A 14,478-nucleotide genomic window follows, 5' to 3' on the forward strand; every position below is an offset into this window, starting at 1 on the left:
TTCTTGGCGTACCCGGTCGCACTGTCAGGAGAGGAAGGTCGATCATGAAGCCTCACGGTCACGACGAGCACGGACCGAGCACGGCCCATCATCACCACCCCGCACCAGCCTCCGTCGACGCCGACGGCGACGACCGGGCCCCCTCGGGTGGTGCGCCCGACCCGGGCCACCACGGCGAGGTGCACCCTGGACACGCCGATCGGCACAGCCAGGGCCACGAGCATGCGCAGCACGGCAGCCACGGCGGGCACCCTGAGCCCGCCGGCCACGAGGGCCACGAGGGCCACGGTGGGCATGGTGATCACGTCGGGCAGTTCCGCCGGCTGTTCTGGATCATGCTCGTCCTGGCGGTCCCGGTGGTTGCGACGTCGAGAATGTTCGCGATGATCATCGGTTACGAGCTGCCCGACGTGCCAGGTCTTGCTCTGGTCTCGCCGGTGCTCGGCACGGTGATGTACGCGTGGGGCGGGCGCCCGTTCCTGACGGGCGCGGTCTCGGAGATCCGCTCGCGCAAGCCCGGGATGATGCTGCTCATCGGCCTGGCGATCACCGTCGCGTTCGTCGCCTCGTGGGGCGCGAGCCTGGGCCTGCTCGACCACCAGCTCGACTTCTGGTGGGAGCTCGCGCTGCTGATCGTGATCATGCTGCTCGGCCACTGGATCGAGATGCGGTCCCTGGCGCAGACGACCTCTGCCCTGGACTCCCTGGCCGCGTTGCTGCCGGACGAAGCTGAGCGGGTCGAGGGCGATGACGTCGTCACCGTGGCGCCTGGCGACCTGCGCGTGGGAGACGTGGTCGTGGTCCGCCCCGGTGGCCGGGTCCCGGCCGACGGCAAGGTCGTGGACGGCGCCGCGAGCATGGACGAGTCGATGATCACCGGTGAGTCGCGCACCGTGCGCCGCAGCAACGGTGACCTGGTCGTGGCCGGCACCGTCGCGACCGACTCGGGTCTGCGGGTGCAGGTCACCGCGGTCGGGCAGGACACGGCACTGGCCGGTATCCAGCGCCTGGTCACCGAGGCGCAGAACTCCAGCTCGCGCGCCCAGCGTCTGGCGGACACCGCGGCTGGGTGGCTGTTCTGGTTCGCCCTGGGCGCCGCGGTGCTCACCGCTGCGGCATGGACCGTCCTCGGGCTGCCGGACGACGCCGTGATCCGCACGGTGACCGTCCTCGTCATCGCCTGCCCTCACGCCCTGGGCCTGGCGATCCCCCTCGTGGTCTCCATCGCGACCGAGCGCGCGGCGCGCGGCGGCGTCCTGATCAAGGACCGGCTCGCGCTGGAGAGCATGCGCACCGTCGACGCGGTGCTGTTCGACAAGACCGGCACCCTGACCAAGGGCGAGCCCACGGTGACCGGCGTCGAGGCGACCGGCGACCACGACGAGGACACCGTCCTCGCGCTGGCGGCAGCCGCGGAGTCCGACTCCGAGCACCCGCTCGCCCGCGCCATCGTCCGCGCCGCCCGCGACAAGGGCCTGCCCGTGGCATCCGCTCAGGAATTCCAGTCGTCCCCGGCGGTCGGCGTACGCGCGACCGTCTCGGGCCGCAGCGTGGAGGTCGGAGGGCCCAACCTCCTGCACGAGCGGTCCGTCCAGGAGCTGGCGATCGCCGATCGGTGGCGCGAGTCGGGTGCGATCATCTTGCACGTCCTCATCGACGGGCAGGTCGCAGGAGCTCTGCGCCTGGCCGACGAGATCCGCACCGAGTCCCGCGAGGCGGTCGCCGCGCTGAACCAGCGTGGCGTGCAGGTCGTGATGATCACCGGCGACGCCGAGGCCGTGGCTGCATCCGTCGCCAACGAGCTCGGCATCGAGCGGTACTTCGCCGGCGTACGGCCCGAAGACAAGTCAGCCAAGGTCCAGCAGCTGCAGCGCGAAGGCCGCAAGGTCGCGATGGTCGGAGACGGCGTGAACGACGCCCCCGCGCTGGCCCAGGCGGACGTCGGCATCGCGATCGGCGCCGGCACCGACGTCGCGATCGCCTCGGCCGGAGTCATCCTCGCCAGCGACGATCCCCGATCCGTGCTCTCGGTGATCGAGCTGTCGCGGGCAAGCTACCGCAAGATGAAGCAGAACCTGTGGTGGGCAGCGGGATACAACCTGATCTCCGTCCCGCTCGCCGCCGGAGTGCTCGCGCCCATCGGCTTCGTCATGCCGATGTCTGTCGGTGCACTGCTCATGTCCGCATCGACCGTCGTCGTCGCGCTCAACGCCCAGCTCCTGCGACGTCTGGACCTGCGCCCCGAGACGAGCACCCGGGCCATCCTTCGCCAGCCTGCCGTCGATGCCGAACACCAGGACGCTCACGCATGACCACTCACCCATCGGGCGCCGGCGCGCAGCCGCCCACCGGCGGCGCGTGGCGCGCCGTCCCCGGCCTGACCGCCTGCCGCCTGTGCGCCGGCGAGACCCTGGGGAAAGACGATCCCCGCCCCGGCGGCCAGCTCGTGCGGGTCCGCGAGATCGCGGCAAGCGGTCACGCGCGCCTGACACTCGTGGACTGCCTCGACGCGTGTGAACGTGGAGACATCCTCGTCGTGCGACCCACACCTGAGGTGCGGGCGAGGCAACGCCCGGTCTGGTTCGAGCGCCTCGCGGGCGACGACCTCACCACCGAGCTGCGGAACTGGCTGAGCGCGGGAGGCCCTGGGATCGCTCCACTGCCCGAACCCCTGCGTCCCCTCGTGCTGCACCTCCAGCAGCAGCTGCCGCCCGACCGCGCCCCGGGGTCGGCAGACGTCAACGCCGGTGTGTAGTGGGCCCGCCCGCCCGATGGAAGGCTGCTGGGATGGCGGACCCGGTGTGGGAGGAGATCGACCTCGAGAGCGCTCGGAACCATGCCCGGGCGGTCGTCGACGGCGCCCCAGCGGACGAGCGCACCATCGCCCACCACGTCCGCAACAGCGCCTCAGTCGTGCTCGTGCGGGCCGACCCCAACGGCGCATGGGGCTTGCTCTACATGTGCACGACGGCGGGAGCACGCGCGGACTACTCGAGCACGCTGCTGGACCTGGCGGCCGAGCACACGATTCACGTCGGAAGCGCCGCCCCGCAGTACGGGCAGGGACCACGACTGCACTTCGCGGCAATCCGAGCCGCAGGCATCACCACCGCCCGAACCCGGCAATCGGGTGAACCGTGGCGCACCCTGACCGCAGACGACAGCGGCTGGATCCTCGACGTTCGCGTGACCGACGACTTCCACGGTGCGACTGCGTACGAGTTCGAGGCTCCCGACGGAACCTGGCACTCAATCACCTGACAGCGTCCATCGCGACGCGCGACGCCTCGCGGGCGAGGTGAGCGATGGACGGCCATGAACCGCCCCGACTTCCATAGAGGCTCTCAACCCACGGAGGATGAGGGTCATGGCTGCACCGAGGAAGTACCCGGACGAGCTGCGTGAGCGCGCGGTCCGGCTCGTGCTGGACGCGAAGAAGGACCCGGTGACTCGTCCGGCGGCGTGCCGACGGATCGGCGAGCAGCTCGGGATCAACCCCGAGACGCTGCGCGGATGGGTCAACCAGGCCGAGACCGATGCTGGAGACCGCCCCGGGACCACCACGAGCGACGCGCAGAGGCTGGCTGACCTGGAGCGTGAGAACCGCGAGCTGCGGCGCGCGAACGCGATCTTGCGCAGCGCGTCGGCTTTCTTCGCGGCGGAGCTCGACCGCCCGTCGCCCAGGTAGTGGAGTTCATCGACGCCCACCGCACCGAGTTCGGGGTCGAGCCGATCTGCCGCCAGCTGCAGGTCGCCCCGAGCACGTACTACGCCGCTAAGGCCCGCCCGCCCTCGGCCCGTGCCGTCAGCGACGTGCAGCTGACCGAGGTGATCCGGGTCGAGCACGCCGCGAACTACGGCGTCTACGGCGCGCGGAAGATGTGGCGGCACCTGCACCGTATCGGGCACCCGGTCGCACGCTGCACCGTCGAGCGGCTGATGCGGTCCGCCGACCTGCGCGGCGTGGTCCGCGGCCGGGCAAAGCGCACCACGACCCCGAGCAAGGACGGCACCCGCGCCGGGGACCTGGTGAACCGGGCATTCACCGCCCACGCCCCGAACCAGCTGTGGGTCGCGGACTTCACCTACGTGCGCACCTGGTCCGGGTTCGCCTACGTCGCGTTCGTCATCGACGTGTTCTCCCGGATGATCGTGGGCTGGAAAGCCGACACGAACATGCGCGCCGGCCTGGTCACCGACACCCTCGAGATGGCCGCCTGGACGCGCGGGCGGACCGGCGTCACCGACCTGACCGGGCTCATCCATCACAGCGACGCCGGGTCCCAGTACGTCTCGCTAGCCCTGACCGAACGCCTCGCCGCGCTGGGCATCCGCGCCTCGATCGGGACCGTCGCCGACGCCTACGACAACGCCCTCGCAGAGTCCACGATCGGGCTGTTCAAGACCGAAATCATCCGCCGGCGCGGGCCCTGGCGAACCCTGGACGACGTCGAGATCGCGACCCTGGAATGGGTCGACTGGTTCAACAACCGCCGCCTACACACCGAGCTCGGCGACATCCCACCCGCCGAGCACGAGACCAACCACTACCGTCAGAACCCTGCGTCAACGACGCTGGAAACCAGAGAACCGAGCCTCCACTGAACCCGGGGCGGTTCAGCCACGAACACCACAGCACCACTTGCAGAGCGAGAGAGGATGGACCGATGAAGGTTGAGCTTCAGGTCGTCGACGCGTGCCCGAACGAGGCACCCGCCCGGGACGCGCTGCGCCGGGCCCTGGACCGGGCCGGCATCGACGTGCCGATCGCCACCGTAGTCATCACCGACGACGACCAGGCCCAGAGGTACGGATTCCACGGGTCGCCCTCGTTCCACATCGACGGGCAGGACCTGTTTCCCGTGCCCGAGGCTCGTCCTGGTGTGGCGTGCCGCGTGTACCCCACGAGCGCAGGGCTGCGCGGTGTTCCCGACGATGAGGCGCTGGCCGCCGCTGTCGCGGCCCGGGCCGCGCGCTGACCGAGCTCGACCGACCTACGGTGTCGGTGCGGGTCCGCGCGTAGGTGTCGCGCGCGGCGGGCGGTGTCGTCGCATCGCCCGCACTGTGAGCGGTGTCCCGATCGCTGCGGGCAGGAACCAGAACGACCAGGCGGGCAGCCGTTCCCACACCGGCAGGTGTGGTCCGTTGTCGACGTAGAACGCGGTCAGCATCGCGATGTACGCCAGGCCCATCCACGCGATGTGCGCGGCGTCGCTCTGGCCACGGCGCCGGTTGCGCCACCCGAGGGCCGCGGCGGCCAGCGCGATGCCCCCGAGCACGGCCAGATGGACGGTAGCGGGCCAGCGGATCGCCACCATGACGACCATCGACCCGAAGAGGGCAGCGATCCCGCCGAGGAAGACTCGCCCTGCCCCGACATGCCACGGCCCACCCTTGGGCGCGACCATCGCCACCAGCCCCGCGAGGACCGCTGTCAGCCCGGCAGCGATGTGCACCAGCAATGCGAGGTCGAACACCGGACCCGCATCCGGCTCGGGCAAGCCCGGGATATCGATCACGGTCGCCTCCGACGTCCAAGCGCCCCGTCCCAGCGTCCCACCATCCACAACCCTCTGGTCACTTCCCGCACGGTTGCCCGACCCCGCTCCACCGAAGAGCGCGATGCCGTACGCGGCCTCCTGCGACTGAGTGGTAAATCGGTCGGGCGGCACCAGCCCCGCCCCCGCGTCGCACCCTTGGTGCGGAACCCCTTCGTCAGGTGAGCGAGAGGAAGAGCTTCTCCAGCCGCTGGACGTCATCGGGGCCGTTCTCCTCGTCCGTGAGGCACTGCTTGAGGCCCGACGCGATGATCGCGAATCCAGCCCGATCGAGGGCTTTCGAGACGGCCGCGAGCTGCGTGACGACGTCGGCGCAGTCGCCGCCCTCGTCGACCATACGCACGACGGCGGCCAGCTGACCCTGGGCGCGCTTCAGGCGGTTCGAGACCTTCTTCATCTCGTCCTTGTCGAGCTGCATATCGGTTCCTCCCGTCGGGCTGCCGTCAGCGCCCGAACAGCCGGGCGAGAAAAGAGGTGCCCGGCCGCTCCGGGTGCCCCTCGCAGCGCTCGCCGCGCGGCACGTCCCGCATCACCTGGTCGACGTGCTGGCCGCAGCCGCTCCACGTCGTCTTGCCGCACTGCCTGCAGGTCGCTGCCTGGCACATCGTGGTCCTCCTCGGTCGGTCGTTCCCCACAATACCCCAGGGGGTATCCTGGAGTCATGTCGGAGAAGAAGTCGCTGAAGATCGTCGTCGTCGGTGGAGTGGCCGCGGGCATGTCCGCGGCCACGCGGATGCGCCGCCTGTCCGAGGCCGCCGAGATCGTCGTTCTCGAGGCAGGCGAGCACGTCTCGTTCGCGAACTGCGGCCTGCCGTACCACGCGGGCGGGGTCATCGAGGAGCGGGACGCGCTCCTCCTGCAGACGCCCGCGTCGCTGGCCGCGCGCTTCCGCCTCGACGTCCGCGTGCGCAGCCGCGTGACGGACGTGGACGCCGAGGGGCACACCGTGACGGTGCGCGACCTGTCGACGGGACAGGAGTACCTCGAGTCCTACGACCGGCTCGTGCTGAGCCCCGGCGCCCGCCCCATCGTCCCTGAGGTGCCGGGGGTCGATCGCGCCCTCGTGCTGCGGGACGTCGCGGACGTCGACCGGCTCGTCGGGGCGATCGAGCACGGGGGCGAGGACGGTGCTCCTGCCCGCACCGCCGTGGTGATAGGCGCCGGGTTCGTCGGCGTGGAGGTCGCCGAGAACCTCGTCCGCCGCGGCCTTGCCGTCACGCTCGTCGAGCTCGCCGACCAGGTCCTGGCCCCCCTCGACCCCGAGATGGCCGTGCGCGTGCAGCACGAACTCGAGGCGAACCGGGTCGACGTGCGCACGTCCACCCAGGTGGCCGCGGTCGGCGCCCGCACGGTCGACCTGACCGACGTCACAGGCGACGCCGTCGGCACCGTGGCCGCCGACGTCGTGGTCGCCGCCATCGGGGTGCGCGCGGACGTCGAGCTCGCTGTCCGCGCGGGCGCGCGGACCGGGCCGCGCGGCGGGATCCTCGTCGACGACGACCTGCGCACCACAGTGCCGGACGTCTTCGCCGTAGGGGACGCCGCGACCAAGCGCGACGCGCTCGCCGCCCCGGGCACCGCCCGCGCCGATGGCGCCGCGACCACGCTCGTCCCGCTCGCCAACCTCGCCAACCGGCACGGCCGACACGTCGCAGATGTCATCCTGGGACGCCCTCGGCCACTGCGCCCGTCCGTCGGCACGGCAGTCGTCGGTGTCTTCGGCCTGACCGCCGCCGCGGTGGGCCGCAACGAGAAGCGTCTGCGAGCCGAGGGGCGCCCGTACCGCGCGATCCATACCCACCCCACCCAGCACGCCGGCTACTACCCAGGCGCCGAGCAGATGGCGCTCAAGCTCCTCGTCGACCCGGAGACCGACCTCGTCCTGGGCGCGCAAGGCGTCGGGCGCGACGGCGTCGACAAGCGCATCGACGTCATCGCCACCGCGATCGCCGGCGGGATCACCGCGTCCGACCTGGCGGACCTCGAGCTCTCCTACGCACCGGCTTACGGGTCGGCGAAGGACCCGGTCAACATGCTCGGGTACGTCGCCGACAACCTCCGCGCCGGGCATACTCGGACCGTCCAGTGGCACGAGCTCGACGCGCTGGCCGAGGACGACGGCGCGACCGTCGTCGACGTCCGGACGCCAAATGAGCACGCCCGCGGCACCGTGCGCACCGCGGACGGACGACCCGCCGTCAACGTGCCCCTCGACGAGCTGCGCGCCCGCGCCGCCGCGGAAATCCCCACCGAGGCGCCGGTCGTCGTGCACTGCCAAGTCGGTCAGCGCGGCCACACCGCTGCGCGCCTGCTCGCCCAGCTGGGCTACGACGTCCGCAACCTCGACGGCGGCTACCTCACCTGGCGCGACGGAACCGCCTCCTTCGTGAAGGTGAATCTCGAACCAACACTCGCAGTTGCCTGAGTCCTAGCCGGTGTCGCGTGGAGTACCAGATGCCATTCGCGCGCGACGGGCCGTCGTCGTGTCCCCTGTCGGGAACCGACGCCGGTCCATCGATTCTCGGATTCCGCGGAACGAGCCGCGACATCCGAGAGCCGGTGGGCTCTACGGGGCTGGATGGGCTCGACCTGTGCGGTGCGTCTAGCGTTGCATCGCCGTGGCCGGTTGCTGCCCGCGCGTGTTGACGAGGAGCGCTGCGATCGCGGCGGCGACGAGCAGGATGACGGCGGCTGCGAGGTAGCCGGTGGCGTACCCGTGGCTGAGCGCGTGCTCGGCGCTGGTGATCAGACTCGTGTCGCCTGCGGTCACGGCCTCGTTCAGAGTGGTGACCGCGTCGGGGAGCCGGGTGCTGGCCGCGGTGATCGAGACGGTGGTGAGGACGGCGAGGCCGAGGGCGGCGCCGAGCTGCTGGGCGGTGTTCATGAGGGCGGAGGCGATGCCGGTCTCGCGCTCGTCGACGCCGTGCACGACGGTGAGGGTCATCGGGACGAAGGCGAGGCCGAGTCCGGCGGACGTGAGGAAGAGCGGGACCATGAGGTCGCCCCAGTAGCCGGCGTCCGCGTCGAGGCGTGAGAGCCAGAGCATCCCTCCGGCGGCCAGGAGCAGGCCAGGGACGGTGACCAGGCGCGGGGGCAGCTTCTCGACGAGCTTCGACGCAATCCCCGACGCGACGATGATGCCGACACCGAAGGGCAGTGCGGCGAGCCCGGCTTGCAGCGGGCCGTACCGAAGGACCTGCTGCATGAACAGGGTCGCGAGGTAGAACGTGCCCATGAGGCCACCGCCGATGAACAGCACGGTGACGTAGGCGCCGGAGCGGTTGCGGTCCGCGAGGAGCCGCAGCGGCAGCAGTGGGTGCGCGCTGCGCGCCTGCACCAGCACGAACAGCCCGAGGAGCACGACCGCAGCGGCGAACGCCGTCAGCGTCAGGCCGTCGGTCCAGCCGTGCTCGCCGGCGCGCGTGAAGCCGTAGGCCAGGGCGACGAAGCCAGCTGTGCCGGTGACGGCGCCCAGGGTATCGAGACGGCCGGTGCTGCGTTCGCCGTCGCGCAGGATCCGGGTGCCGGCAAGCACGGCCAGGCCGATGGGAAGGTTGATGAGCAGGACCCACCGCCAGCTCAGCGCGCTGGTCAGGATCCCGCCGAGCAGGACGCCTCCGATGATGCCGAGCGCGGAAATCGCGCCGTAGACGGCCACGGCCTTGTTGCGGGGCTTGCCGGCGGGGAAGGTGGTGGCGACCAGCGCGAGCGCGTTCGGCGCCACCAGGGCCGCGCCCACCCCCTGGACGCCGCGCGCGGCGATCAGGGCCTCGCTCGTCGGGGCGAGGCCGCCGACGAGCGAGGCGACGGTGAAGACGACGAGGCCGAAGCGGAGTACTCGGCGCCGCCCGTACAGGTCCCCAGCGCGTCCTCCGAGCAGCAGCAGACCGCCGAAGGTCAGGACGTAGGCGTTGATCACCCACGGCATGGCCGCCTCGGTGAGCCCGAGGTCGGCCTGGATGCTCGGCAACGCGACGTTCGCGACGGTGTCGTCGAGCACCATCATCAACTGTGCCGTCGCGATAACTAACAGCGCCCAGATCAGGCGGCGGGCGCTTCGCTCGTTCTGGTTGGGCGGCGATTCGGTCGAGGGCACGGCAATACCTTCCTGCGATCTAGATACCCCATAGGGGTAGTACGTCTGCGCAACCATATACCCGGGGCGGGTATGCCCGAGCGCCTGGGGCGTGGCTCACATGGCGCCCTGAGGTACCCGAGCGCACGGAAGTTGGTGGGAAGGTCCAACGACGTCTGACGTCACAGAACCCACGGCGGTCTCCGCCCCCCGTTTGTCGGGCGTCCGAAAGAGGGTTGTGCGACGTGCGGCAACGGTGCGTTCTGCGCACGGCTGCTCCGTAGGGCGCGCGGAGACGCCGACCGTGCTCGCGGTTCACCACCAGACGGCGTGCTGCCAGCACTATGATCGTTAGATACCGGTTATTATCGTTCTATGTCGATCATAGAACCTGAGGTGTGTGCGGCGACCACGGCCGATGTCGAGCCGGCTGTCGCGTTATTCCGGTCGTTGGGGGACCCGGCGCGGTTGGCGATTGTGCGCCGGCTCGCGGTCGGGGAGGCGCGCGTCGCGGAACTGACGGCTGATCTGGGGCTCGCGCAGTCCACGGTGTCCTCGCACGTGGCGTGCTTGAAGGACTGCGGCCTGGTGGCCGGGCGCATGGAGGGTCGGCGGGTGTTCTACTCGCTGGCCCGCCCGGAGCTGCTGGACATGCTGGCTGCCGCGGAGACCTTGCTCGCGGCGACGGGCAGCGCGGTCGCGCTCTGCCCGACGTACGGCGTGGACGGGCAGGTGTCGGCGTGCTGAGCACCATCGCGGCCGCAGTCGGGTTGTTCGTCGCGACCAACCTCGACGACATCGTGGTCCTGACAGTTCTGTTCGCAGTCGCCGCGCGCGGGACGTCACAGCTGCGCGGGTGGCAGATCGTGGCCGGGCAGTACCTGGGCCTGGTCACCCTGATCGCGGTCAGCTTCCTGGCCGCACTCGGCCTGACGATCGTTCCCGACGAGTGGGTCGGCCTGCTCGGCCTGATCCCGCTCGCGATCGGTGTGCTCGCCCTAGTGCGCACCTTGCGCGGCAAGGACGACGACGACGAAGCGGAGTCCGCCCTCAAGGCCGTCGGCCTCCTCGGCGTCGCGGGCATCACGATCGCCAACGGCGGGGACAACATCGCGATCTACACCCCGGTGTTCCGCACCATCTCGACCACCGACGCCCTGCTCACCATCGCGGTGTTCCTCATCTTGCTCGCACTGTGGTGCCTGCTCGCGCGCACAATCGGCACCAACGAGAAGGTCACCGAGGCGCTCGAGAAGGTCGAGCACTGGCTCGTGCCCGTGGTCTTCATCGGCCTCGGCATCTTCATCCTCATCGAGTCCGGGACCCTCGCCCACGTCGCTTCGCTGCTGTGAGCGCAGGTGCACGCCTGCTCGATCGGGCTGCCGAGCTCGACCGACCTACGGTGTCGGTGCGGGTCCGCGCGTAGATGTCGCGCGCGGCGGGCGGTGTCGTTGCATCGCCCATACCGTGAGCGGTGTCCCGATCGCCGCGGGCAGGAACCAGAACGACCAGTCCGGTAGCCGTTCCCAGATCGGCAGGTGCGGTCCGTTGTCGACGTAGAACGCCGTCAGCATCGCGATGTAGGCCAGGCCCATCCACGCGATGTGCGCACGGTCGCTGCCGCCGCGGCGCCGGTTGCGCCACCCGAGCAGCGCGGCGGCCAGCGCGACTCCCCCGAGCACGGCCAGATGGGCGGTAGCGGGCCAGCGGATCACCACCATGACGACCATGGACCCGAAGAGAGCGGCGATCCCGCCGAGGAAGACTCGCCCTGCCCCGACGTGCCACCGCCTACCCTTGGGCGCGACCATCGCCACCAGCCCCGCGAGGACCGCCGTCAGCCCGGCAGCGATGTGCACCAGCAGCGCGAGGTCGAAGATCGGGCCCGCGTCCGGCTCCGGTAGGCCTGGGATGTCGATCACGGCCGCCTCCAGGAGGCGAGTGGTTCTGCTCGGTCAGCTGCTCGGGGCTGTCTCGGTGAGCGAGGTCGCGAGCTGGCCGAGTGCGCCAGGGACCAGGGAGTAGTAGGCCCAGCGGCCGCGCTGCTCGCGGTGGAGCAGGCCGGCGTCGACGAGGATCTTGAGGTGGTGGCTCACGGTGGGCTGGGCGAGACCGACGGGCTCAGTGAGGTCGCACACGCACGCCTCGCCGCCGTCGTGCGCGGCGACGATCGACAGCAGCTGCACCCGGGTGGGGTCGCCGAGCGCCTTGAACACGCGGGCCAGGTCGCGCGCCGTCTCGGGGTCGGCGGCGTCGCGTACGAGCGGCGCGCAGCACCCGCCCGTCGTAGAGGTGTCCGGAGCCTCGAGGGTGAGCGCGGTGGTCGTCATCCCTCCATCTTGCCATGCATCGACGTTTATGGATACGTTGGCGTCCTGAGGTTGATCGAAGTTTGTCGATGCGAGGAGGCGTGATGGGCGAGGTTGTGCGGGACGAGCTGCCGGTCGTGGTGATCGGTGCGGGTCCGGTGGGTCTGGCGGCGGCGGCGCACCTGCTGGAGCGCGGCCTGGAGCCGTTGGTCCTCGAGGCAGGTGGCGGTCCGGGTGCGGCGGTCGCGTCCTGGGGCCACGTGCGGCTCTTCTCGCCGTGGCGCTACGACGTCGACGCCGCGGCGCGTCGTCTGCTGGAGCCGACCGGCTGGGTCGAGCCGGACCCGGACACCCTGCCGACCGGTGGCGAGCTCGTCGGGCGCTACCTCGCGCCGCTGGCCGCGACGCCGCCGATCGCCTCGCGGCTGCGCACCGGGACGCGCGTGCTGGCGGTGGCGCGCGACGGCGCGGACAAGACGCGTTCCCTCGGGCGCGAGCGGACCGGCTACCGGGTGCGCACGGTCGGCCCGGACGGAAGGGTCGAGGACGTGCTGGCGCGCGCGGTGATCGACGCGTCGGGCACGTTCTCGACGTCGAACCCGCTGGGTGTCTCCGGGCTCCCGGCCGCGGGCGAGACGGAGGCCGCCGGGTATGTCACCGGACCGCTGCCCGACGTCCTCGGGTCGCAGCGCGACCGGTTCGCCGGGCGGGACACGCTCGTCGTCGGGATGGGGCACTCCGCGGCGAACACGCTGCTGAGCCTGGTCGAGCTCTCCGAGACCGAGCCGGGCACCACGGTCACGTGGGCGATCCGTGGCGGCTCGGCGCGGCGCCTGTTCGGCGGTGGGACCGACGACGAGCTCCCCGCGCGCGGGCTGCTCGGCACGCGGCTGCGGGCCGCCGTCGAGGCGGGGCGCCTGACCCTGCTCACCCGGGTCTCGATCGAACGCCTCGTGCCGGGCGGGGACACCGTGCAGGTCCTCGGCACCGCGCGCGACGGGGCGCTGAACCTGGACGTGCACCAGATCGTCAACGCGACCGGGTTCCGTCCGGACCTGGACATGCTGCGCGAGGTGCGCCTGGACCTCGATCCGGTCGTGGAGGCTCCGACCGCGTTGGCCCCGTTGATCGACCCGAACCAGCACTCGTGCGGGACCGTTCCCCCGCACGGGGAGCAGGTGCTGTCCCACCCGGACGACGGCTTCTACCTCGTCGGGATGAAGTCCTACGGTCGCGCGCCGACGTTCCTCCTCGCCACCGGCTATGAGCAGGTGCGCTCGATCGCCGCGGCGTTGGCCGGGGACCGCGCGGCGGCGGACGCGGTCGAGCTGAACCTGCCCGCGACGGGCGTGTGCTCGTCCGACCTTGCCCTGGAGGCCGACGGCGAGAGCGCGGTTGGGTCGTGCTGCGGCACCGCGCCCGCCGAGCCGCAGCTCGTCACGCTCGGCCTCGGGGCGCCCGTCGGGGTGGGGTTTGCCACGGGCGTCGTGCACGGGCGTTCGGGCGACGGTCTGGACGCGTGAGCCTGACCGTGCGGAGCGCGACCCCCGCCGACATGGCGGGGGTCGCGCGCATCGACGACCACTACGTGGAGACGTCGACCGCGACGTTCGAGCTCACCCCGCCGGGTGAAGGCGTGTGGGCGGACAAGCTCGAGGTCCTGCAGGGTGCGGGCTGGCCGTTCCTGGTCGCCGACCTCGACGGCGCCGTGTCCGGGTTCGCGTACGTGGGGCCGTGGCGCCCGCGTCCGGCGTACGCGCACACGGTCGAGGACACCATCTACCTCGACCCGGCCGCGACCGGGCGTGGGATCGGGACCCGGCTGCTCGACCAGGTGCTCACCGACGCCGCGGAGGCCGGGGCGCGGGAGGTGATCGCGGTCGTCGCCGACGGCGACACCGACGCGTCGCTGGCGCTGCACCGCCGGGCCGGGTTCACCGACGCGGGACGGCTCGAACGCGTGGGCCGCAAGTTCGACCGGTGGCTCGGCACGAGCCTGCTGCAGAAGACGCTGGCCTGACACGCGCGTCGGCCGGGACCCCACGGCGGGGTCCCGGCCGACGTCGTCGTTGTGGAGCGGGATCAGGCGGTCGCGGCCTGGACCGGCGCGACGCCGAGCTCGTCGAGCAGGGTGAGGACGCGGGTGCGGATCTCGTCGCGGATGGGGCGCACGGAGTCGATGCCCTGCCCGGCGGGGTCGGCGAGCTCCCAGTCCTCGTAGCGCTTGCCGGGGAAGATCGGGCACGCGTCGCCGCAGCCCATGGTGACGACGACGTCGGACGCCTGGACCGCGTCGGTGGTGAGGATCTTGGGCTGCTCGGCGCGGATGTCGATGCCCTCCTCGAGCATGGCCTCGACCGCGACGGGGTTGATCTGGTCGGCCGGCGCCGAACCGGCCGACCGGACCTCGACGGCACCGCCGGACAGGGCGCGCAAGTACCCGGCGGCCATCTGGGAGCGGCCGGCGTTGTGCACGCAGACGAACAGGGCGGACGGCTTCGCGGTGGTGGTCTCGGTCATGGTGGTCTCCTGGTGG

16 protein-coding genes and 1 other annotated feature are annotated in these 14,478 nt (G+C 71.4%); of the genes, 10 read left to right on the forward strand and 6 right to left on the reverse strand.

Annotated elements, in window-relative coordinates; genetic code table 11:
- Window positions 1–44: 44 nt before the first annotated feature.
- The 5 genes from ACZCLJ_RS18000 (at window position 45) to ACZCLJ_RS18020 (ending at window position 4,979) form a co-directional block, all read left to right on the forward strand.
- Window positions 45–2,312 (forward strand): heavy metal translocating P-type ATPase, encoded by a 2,268-nt coding sequence (locus tag ACZCLJ_RS18000; RefSeq protein WP_463104750.1) that lies wholly within the window; start codon window positions 45–47, stop codon window positions 2,310–2,312.
- On the forward strand, window positions 2,309–2,755 hold the full coding sequence (locus ACZCLJ_RS18005; protein ID WP_463104751.1) for a hypothetical protein: 447 nt from the start codon (window positions 2,309–2,311) through the stop codon (window positions 2,753–2,755). The genes ACZCLJ_RS18000 and ACZCLJ_RS18005 overlap by 4 nt, the downstream gene beginning before the upstream one ends.
- Window positions 2,756–2,787: 32 nt before the next feature.
- The gene (locus ACZCLJ_RS18010) at window positions 2,788–3,261 is read left to right on the forward strand and encodes a hypothetical protein (RefSeq protein WP_463104752.1); all 474 of its coding nucleotides are present in this window, start codon (window positions 2,788–2,790) and stop codon (window positions 3,259–3,261) included.
- Between the two features lie 106 nt (window positions 3,262–3,367).
- A protein-coding gene (locus ACZCLJ_RS18015; protein WP_463104054.1) for an IS3 family transposase occupies window positions 3,368–4,605 on the forward strand; the annotation gives its coding sequence in 2 pieces (ribosomal slippage) (window positions 3,368–3,647 and window positions 3,647–4,605; 1,239 coding nt in all).
- Window positions 3,646–3,759, forward strand: a sequence feature (AL1L pseudoknot). Its footprint overlaps the gene before it by 114 nt.
- 62 nt (window positions 4,606–4,667) lie before the next feature.
- Complete coding sequence (locus tag ACZCLJ_RS18020) at window positions 4,668–4,979, forward strand: DF family (seleno)protein (RefSeq protein ID WP_463104753.1); 312 nt, start codon at window positions 4,668–4,670, stop codon at window positions 4,977–4,979.
- Window positions 4,980–4,994: 15 nt separating this feature from the next.
- Here ACZCLJ_RS18020 and ACZCLJ_RS18025 read toward each other — a convergent pair whose 3' ends face one another.
- Both ACZCLJ_RS18025 and ACZCLJ_RS18030 read right to left on the reverse strand, forming a co-directional pair.
- Window positions 4,995–5,519, reverse strand: a complete 525-nt coding sequence (locus ACZCLJ_RS18025; protein WP_463104754.1) for a DUF2306 domain-containing protein — start codon at window positions 5,517–5,519, stop codon at window positions 4,995–4,997.
- 196 nt (window positions 5,520–5,715) lie between these two features.
- Entirely contained in the window at window positions 5,716–5,976 is a 261-nt protein-coding gene (locus ACZCLJ_RS18030) for a metal-sensitive transcriptional regulator (protein WP_463104755.1), read from the reverse strand.
- Window positions 5,977–6,219: 243 nt separating this feature from the next.
- On the opposite strand from ACZCLJ_RS18030, the gene ACZCLJ_RS18035 reads away from it, so the two are divergent.
- Window positions 6,220–7,983 carry an FAD-dependent oxidoreductase gene (locus ACZCLJ_RS18035; protein WP_463104756.1) on the forward strand — a complete coding sequence of 588 codons (1,764 nt, stop codon included), beginning with the start codon at window positions 6,220–6,222 and terminating at the stop codon, window positions 7,981–7,983.
- A gap of 177 nt (window positions 7,984–8,160) precedes the next feature.
- Here ACZCLJ_RS18035 and ACZCLJ_RS18040 read toward each other — a convergent pair whose 3' ends face one another.
- Window positions 8,161–9,654: an MFS transporter gene (locus ACZCLJ_RS18040; RefSeq protein ID WP_463104757.1), complete on the reverse strand. Its 1,494-nt coding sequence runs from the start codon at window positions 9,652–9,654 to the stop codon at window positions 8,161–8,163.
- 354 nt (window positions 9,655–10,008) lie between these two features.
- On the opposite strand from ACZCLJ_RS18040, the gene ACZCLJ_RS18045 reads away from it, so the two are divergent.
- Window positions 10,009–10,380: an ArsR/SmtB family transcription factor gene (locus ACZCLJ_RS18045; RefSeq protein ID WP_024841850.1), complete on the forward strand. Its 372-nt coding sequence runs from the start codon at window positions 10,009–10,011 to the stop codon at window positions 10,378–10,380.
- A complete protein-coding gene (locus ACZCLJ_RS18050) occupies window positions 10,374–10,985 on the forward strand; it encodes a cadmium resistance transporter (protein WP_463104758.1) in 612 nt (203 codons plus the stop codon). The genes ACZCLJ_RS18045 and ACZCLJ_RS18050 overlap by 7 nt, the downstream gene beginning before the upstream one ends.
- Window positions 10,986–11,030: 45 nt before the next feature.
- Here the strand turns inward: ACZCLJ_RS18050 and ACZCLJ_RS18055 are convergent, their stop codons facing one another.
- Both ACZCLJ_RS18055 and ACZCLJ_RS18060 read right to left on the reverse strand, forming a co-directional pair.
- Window positions 11,031–11,555 carry a DUF2306 domain-containing protein gene (locus ACZCLJ_RS18055; RefSeq protein ID WP_463104759.1) on the reverse strand — a complete coding sequence of 175 codons (525 nt, stop codon included), beginning with the start codon at window positions 11,553–11,555 and terminating at the stop codon, window positions 11,031–11,033.
- Between the two features lie 33 nt (window positions 11,556–11,588).
- On the reverse strand, window positions 11,589–11,963 hold the full coding sequence (locus ACZCLJ_RS18060) for an ArsR/SmtB family transcription factor (protein WP_463104760.1): 375 nt from the start codon (window positions 11,961–11,963) through the stop codon (window positions 11,589–11,591).
- 83 nt (window positions 11,964–12,046) lie between these two features.
- Between ACZCLJ_RS18060 and ACZCLJ_RS18065 the strand changes: the two genes are divergently transcribed.
- Window positions 12,047–13,465 (forward strand): FAD-dependent oxidoreductase, encoded by a 1,419-nt coding sequence (locus tag ACZCLJ_RS18065; protein ID WP_463104761.1) that lies wholly within the window; start codon window positions 12,047–12,049, stop codon window positions 13,463–13,465.
- Window positions 13,462–13,962 carry an N-acetyltransferase family protein gene (locus tag ACZCLJ_RS18070; RefSeq protein ID WP_463104762.1) on the forward strand — a complete coding sequence of 167 codons (501 nt, stop codon included), beginning with the start codon at window positions 13,462–13,464 and terminating at the stop codon, window positions 13,960–13,962. Before ACZCLJ_RS18065 ends, ACZCLJ_RS18070 begins: the two co-directional genes overlap by 4 nt.
- Window positions 13,963–14,024: 62 nt before the next feature.
- Here the strand turns inward: ACZCLJ_RS18070 and ACZCLJ_RS18075 are convergent, their stop codons facing one another.
- Window positions 14,025–14,462 (reverse strand): arsenate reductase ArsC, encoded by a 438-nt coding sequence (locus ACZCLJ_RS18075; protein ID WP_463104763.1) that lies wholly within the window; start codon window positions 14,460–14,462, stop codon window positions 14,025–14,027.
- Window positions 14,463–14,478 lie beyond the last annotated feature (16 nt).

It is taken from the genome of Cellulosimicrobium sp. So1_17 (genome assembly GCF_055181235.1).

Coding starts and splice junctions, on each gene's coding strand:
- ACZCLJ_RS18065 (WP_463104761.1), top strand. CDS start 12,047: ATGGGCGAGGTTGTGCGGGACGAGCTGCCGGTCGTGGTGATCGGTGCG.
- ACZCLJ_RS18030 (WP_463104755.1), bottom strand. CDS start 5,976: ATGCAGCTCGACAAGGACGAGATGAAGAAGGTCTCGAACCGCCTGAAG.
- ACZCLJ_RS18060 (WP_463104760.1), bottom strand. CDS start 11,963: ATGACGACCACCGCGCTCACCCTCGAGGCTCCGGACACCTCTACGACG.
- ACZCLJ_RS18005 (WP_463104751.1), top strand. CDS start 2,309: ATGACCACTCACCCATCGGGCGCCGGCGCGCAGCCGCCCACCGGCGGC.
- ACZCLJ_RS18000 (WP_463104750.1), top strand. CDS start 45: ATGAAGCCTCACGGTCACGACGAGCACGGACCGAGCACGGCCCATCAT.
- ACZCLJ_RS18075 (WP_463104763.1), bottom strand. CDS start 14,462: ATGACCGAGACCACCACCGCGAAGCCGTCCGCCCTGTTCGTCTGCGTG.
- ACZCLJ_RS18035 (WP_463104756.1), top strand. CDS start 6,220: ATGTCGGAGAAGAAGTCGCTGAAGATCGTCGTCGTCGGTGGAGTGGCC.
- ACZCLJ_RS18020 (WP_463104753.1), top strand. CDS start 4,668: ATGAAGGTTGAGCTTCAGGTCGTCGACGCGTGCCCGAACGAGGCACCC.
- ACZCLJ_RS18045 (WP_024841850.1), top strand. CDS start 10,009: ATGTCGATCATAGAACCTGAGGTGTGTGCGGCGACCACGGCCGATGTC.
- ACZCLJ_RS18010 (WP_463104752.1), top strand. CDS start 2,788: ATGGCGGACCCGGTGTGGGAGGAGATCGACCTCGAGAGCGCTCGGAAC.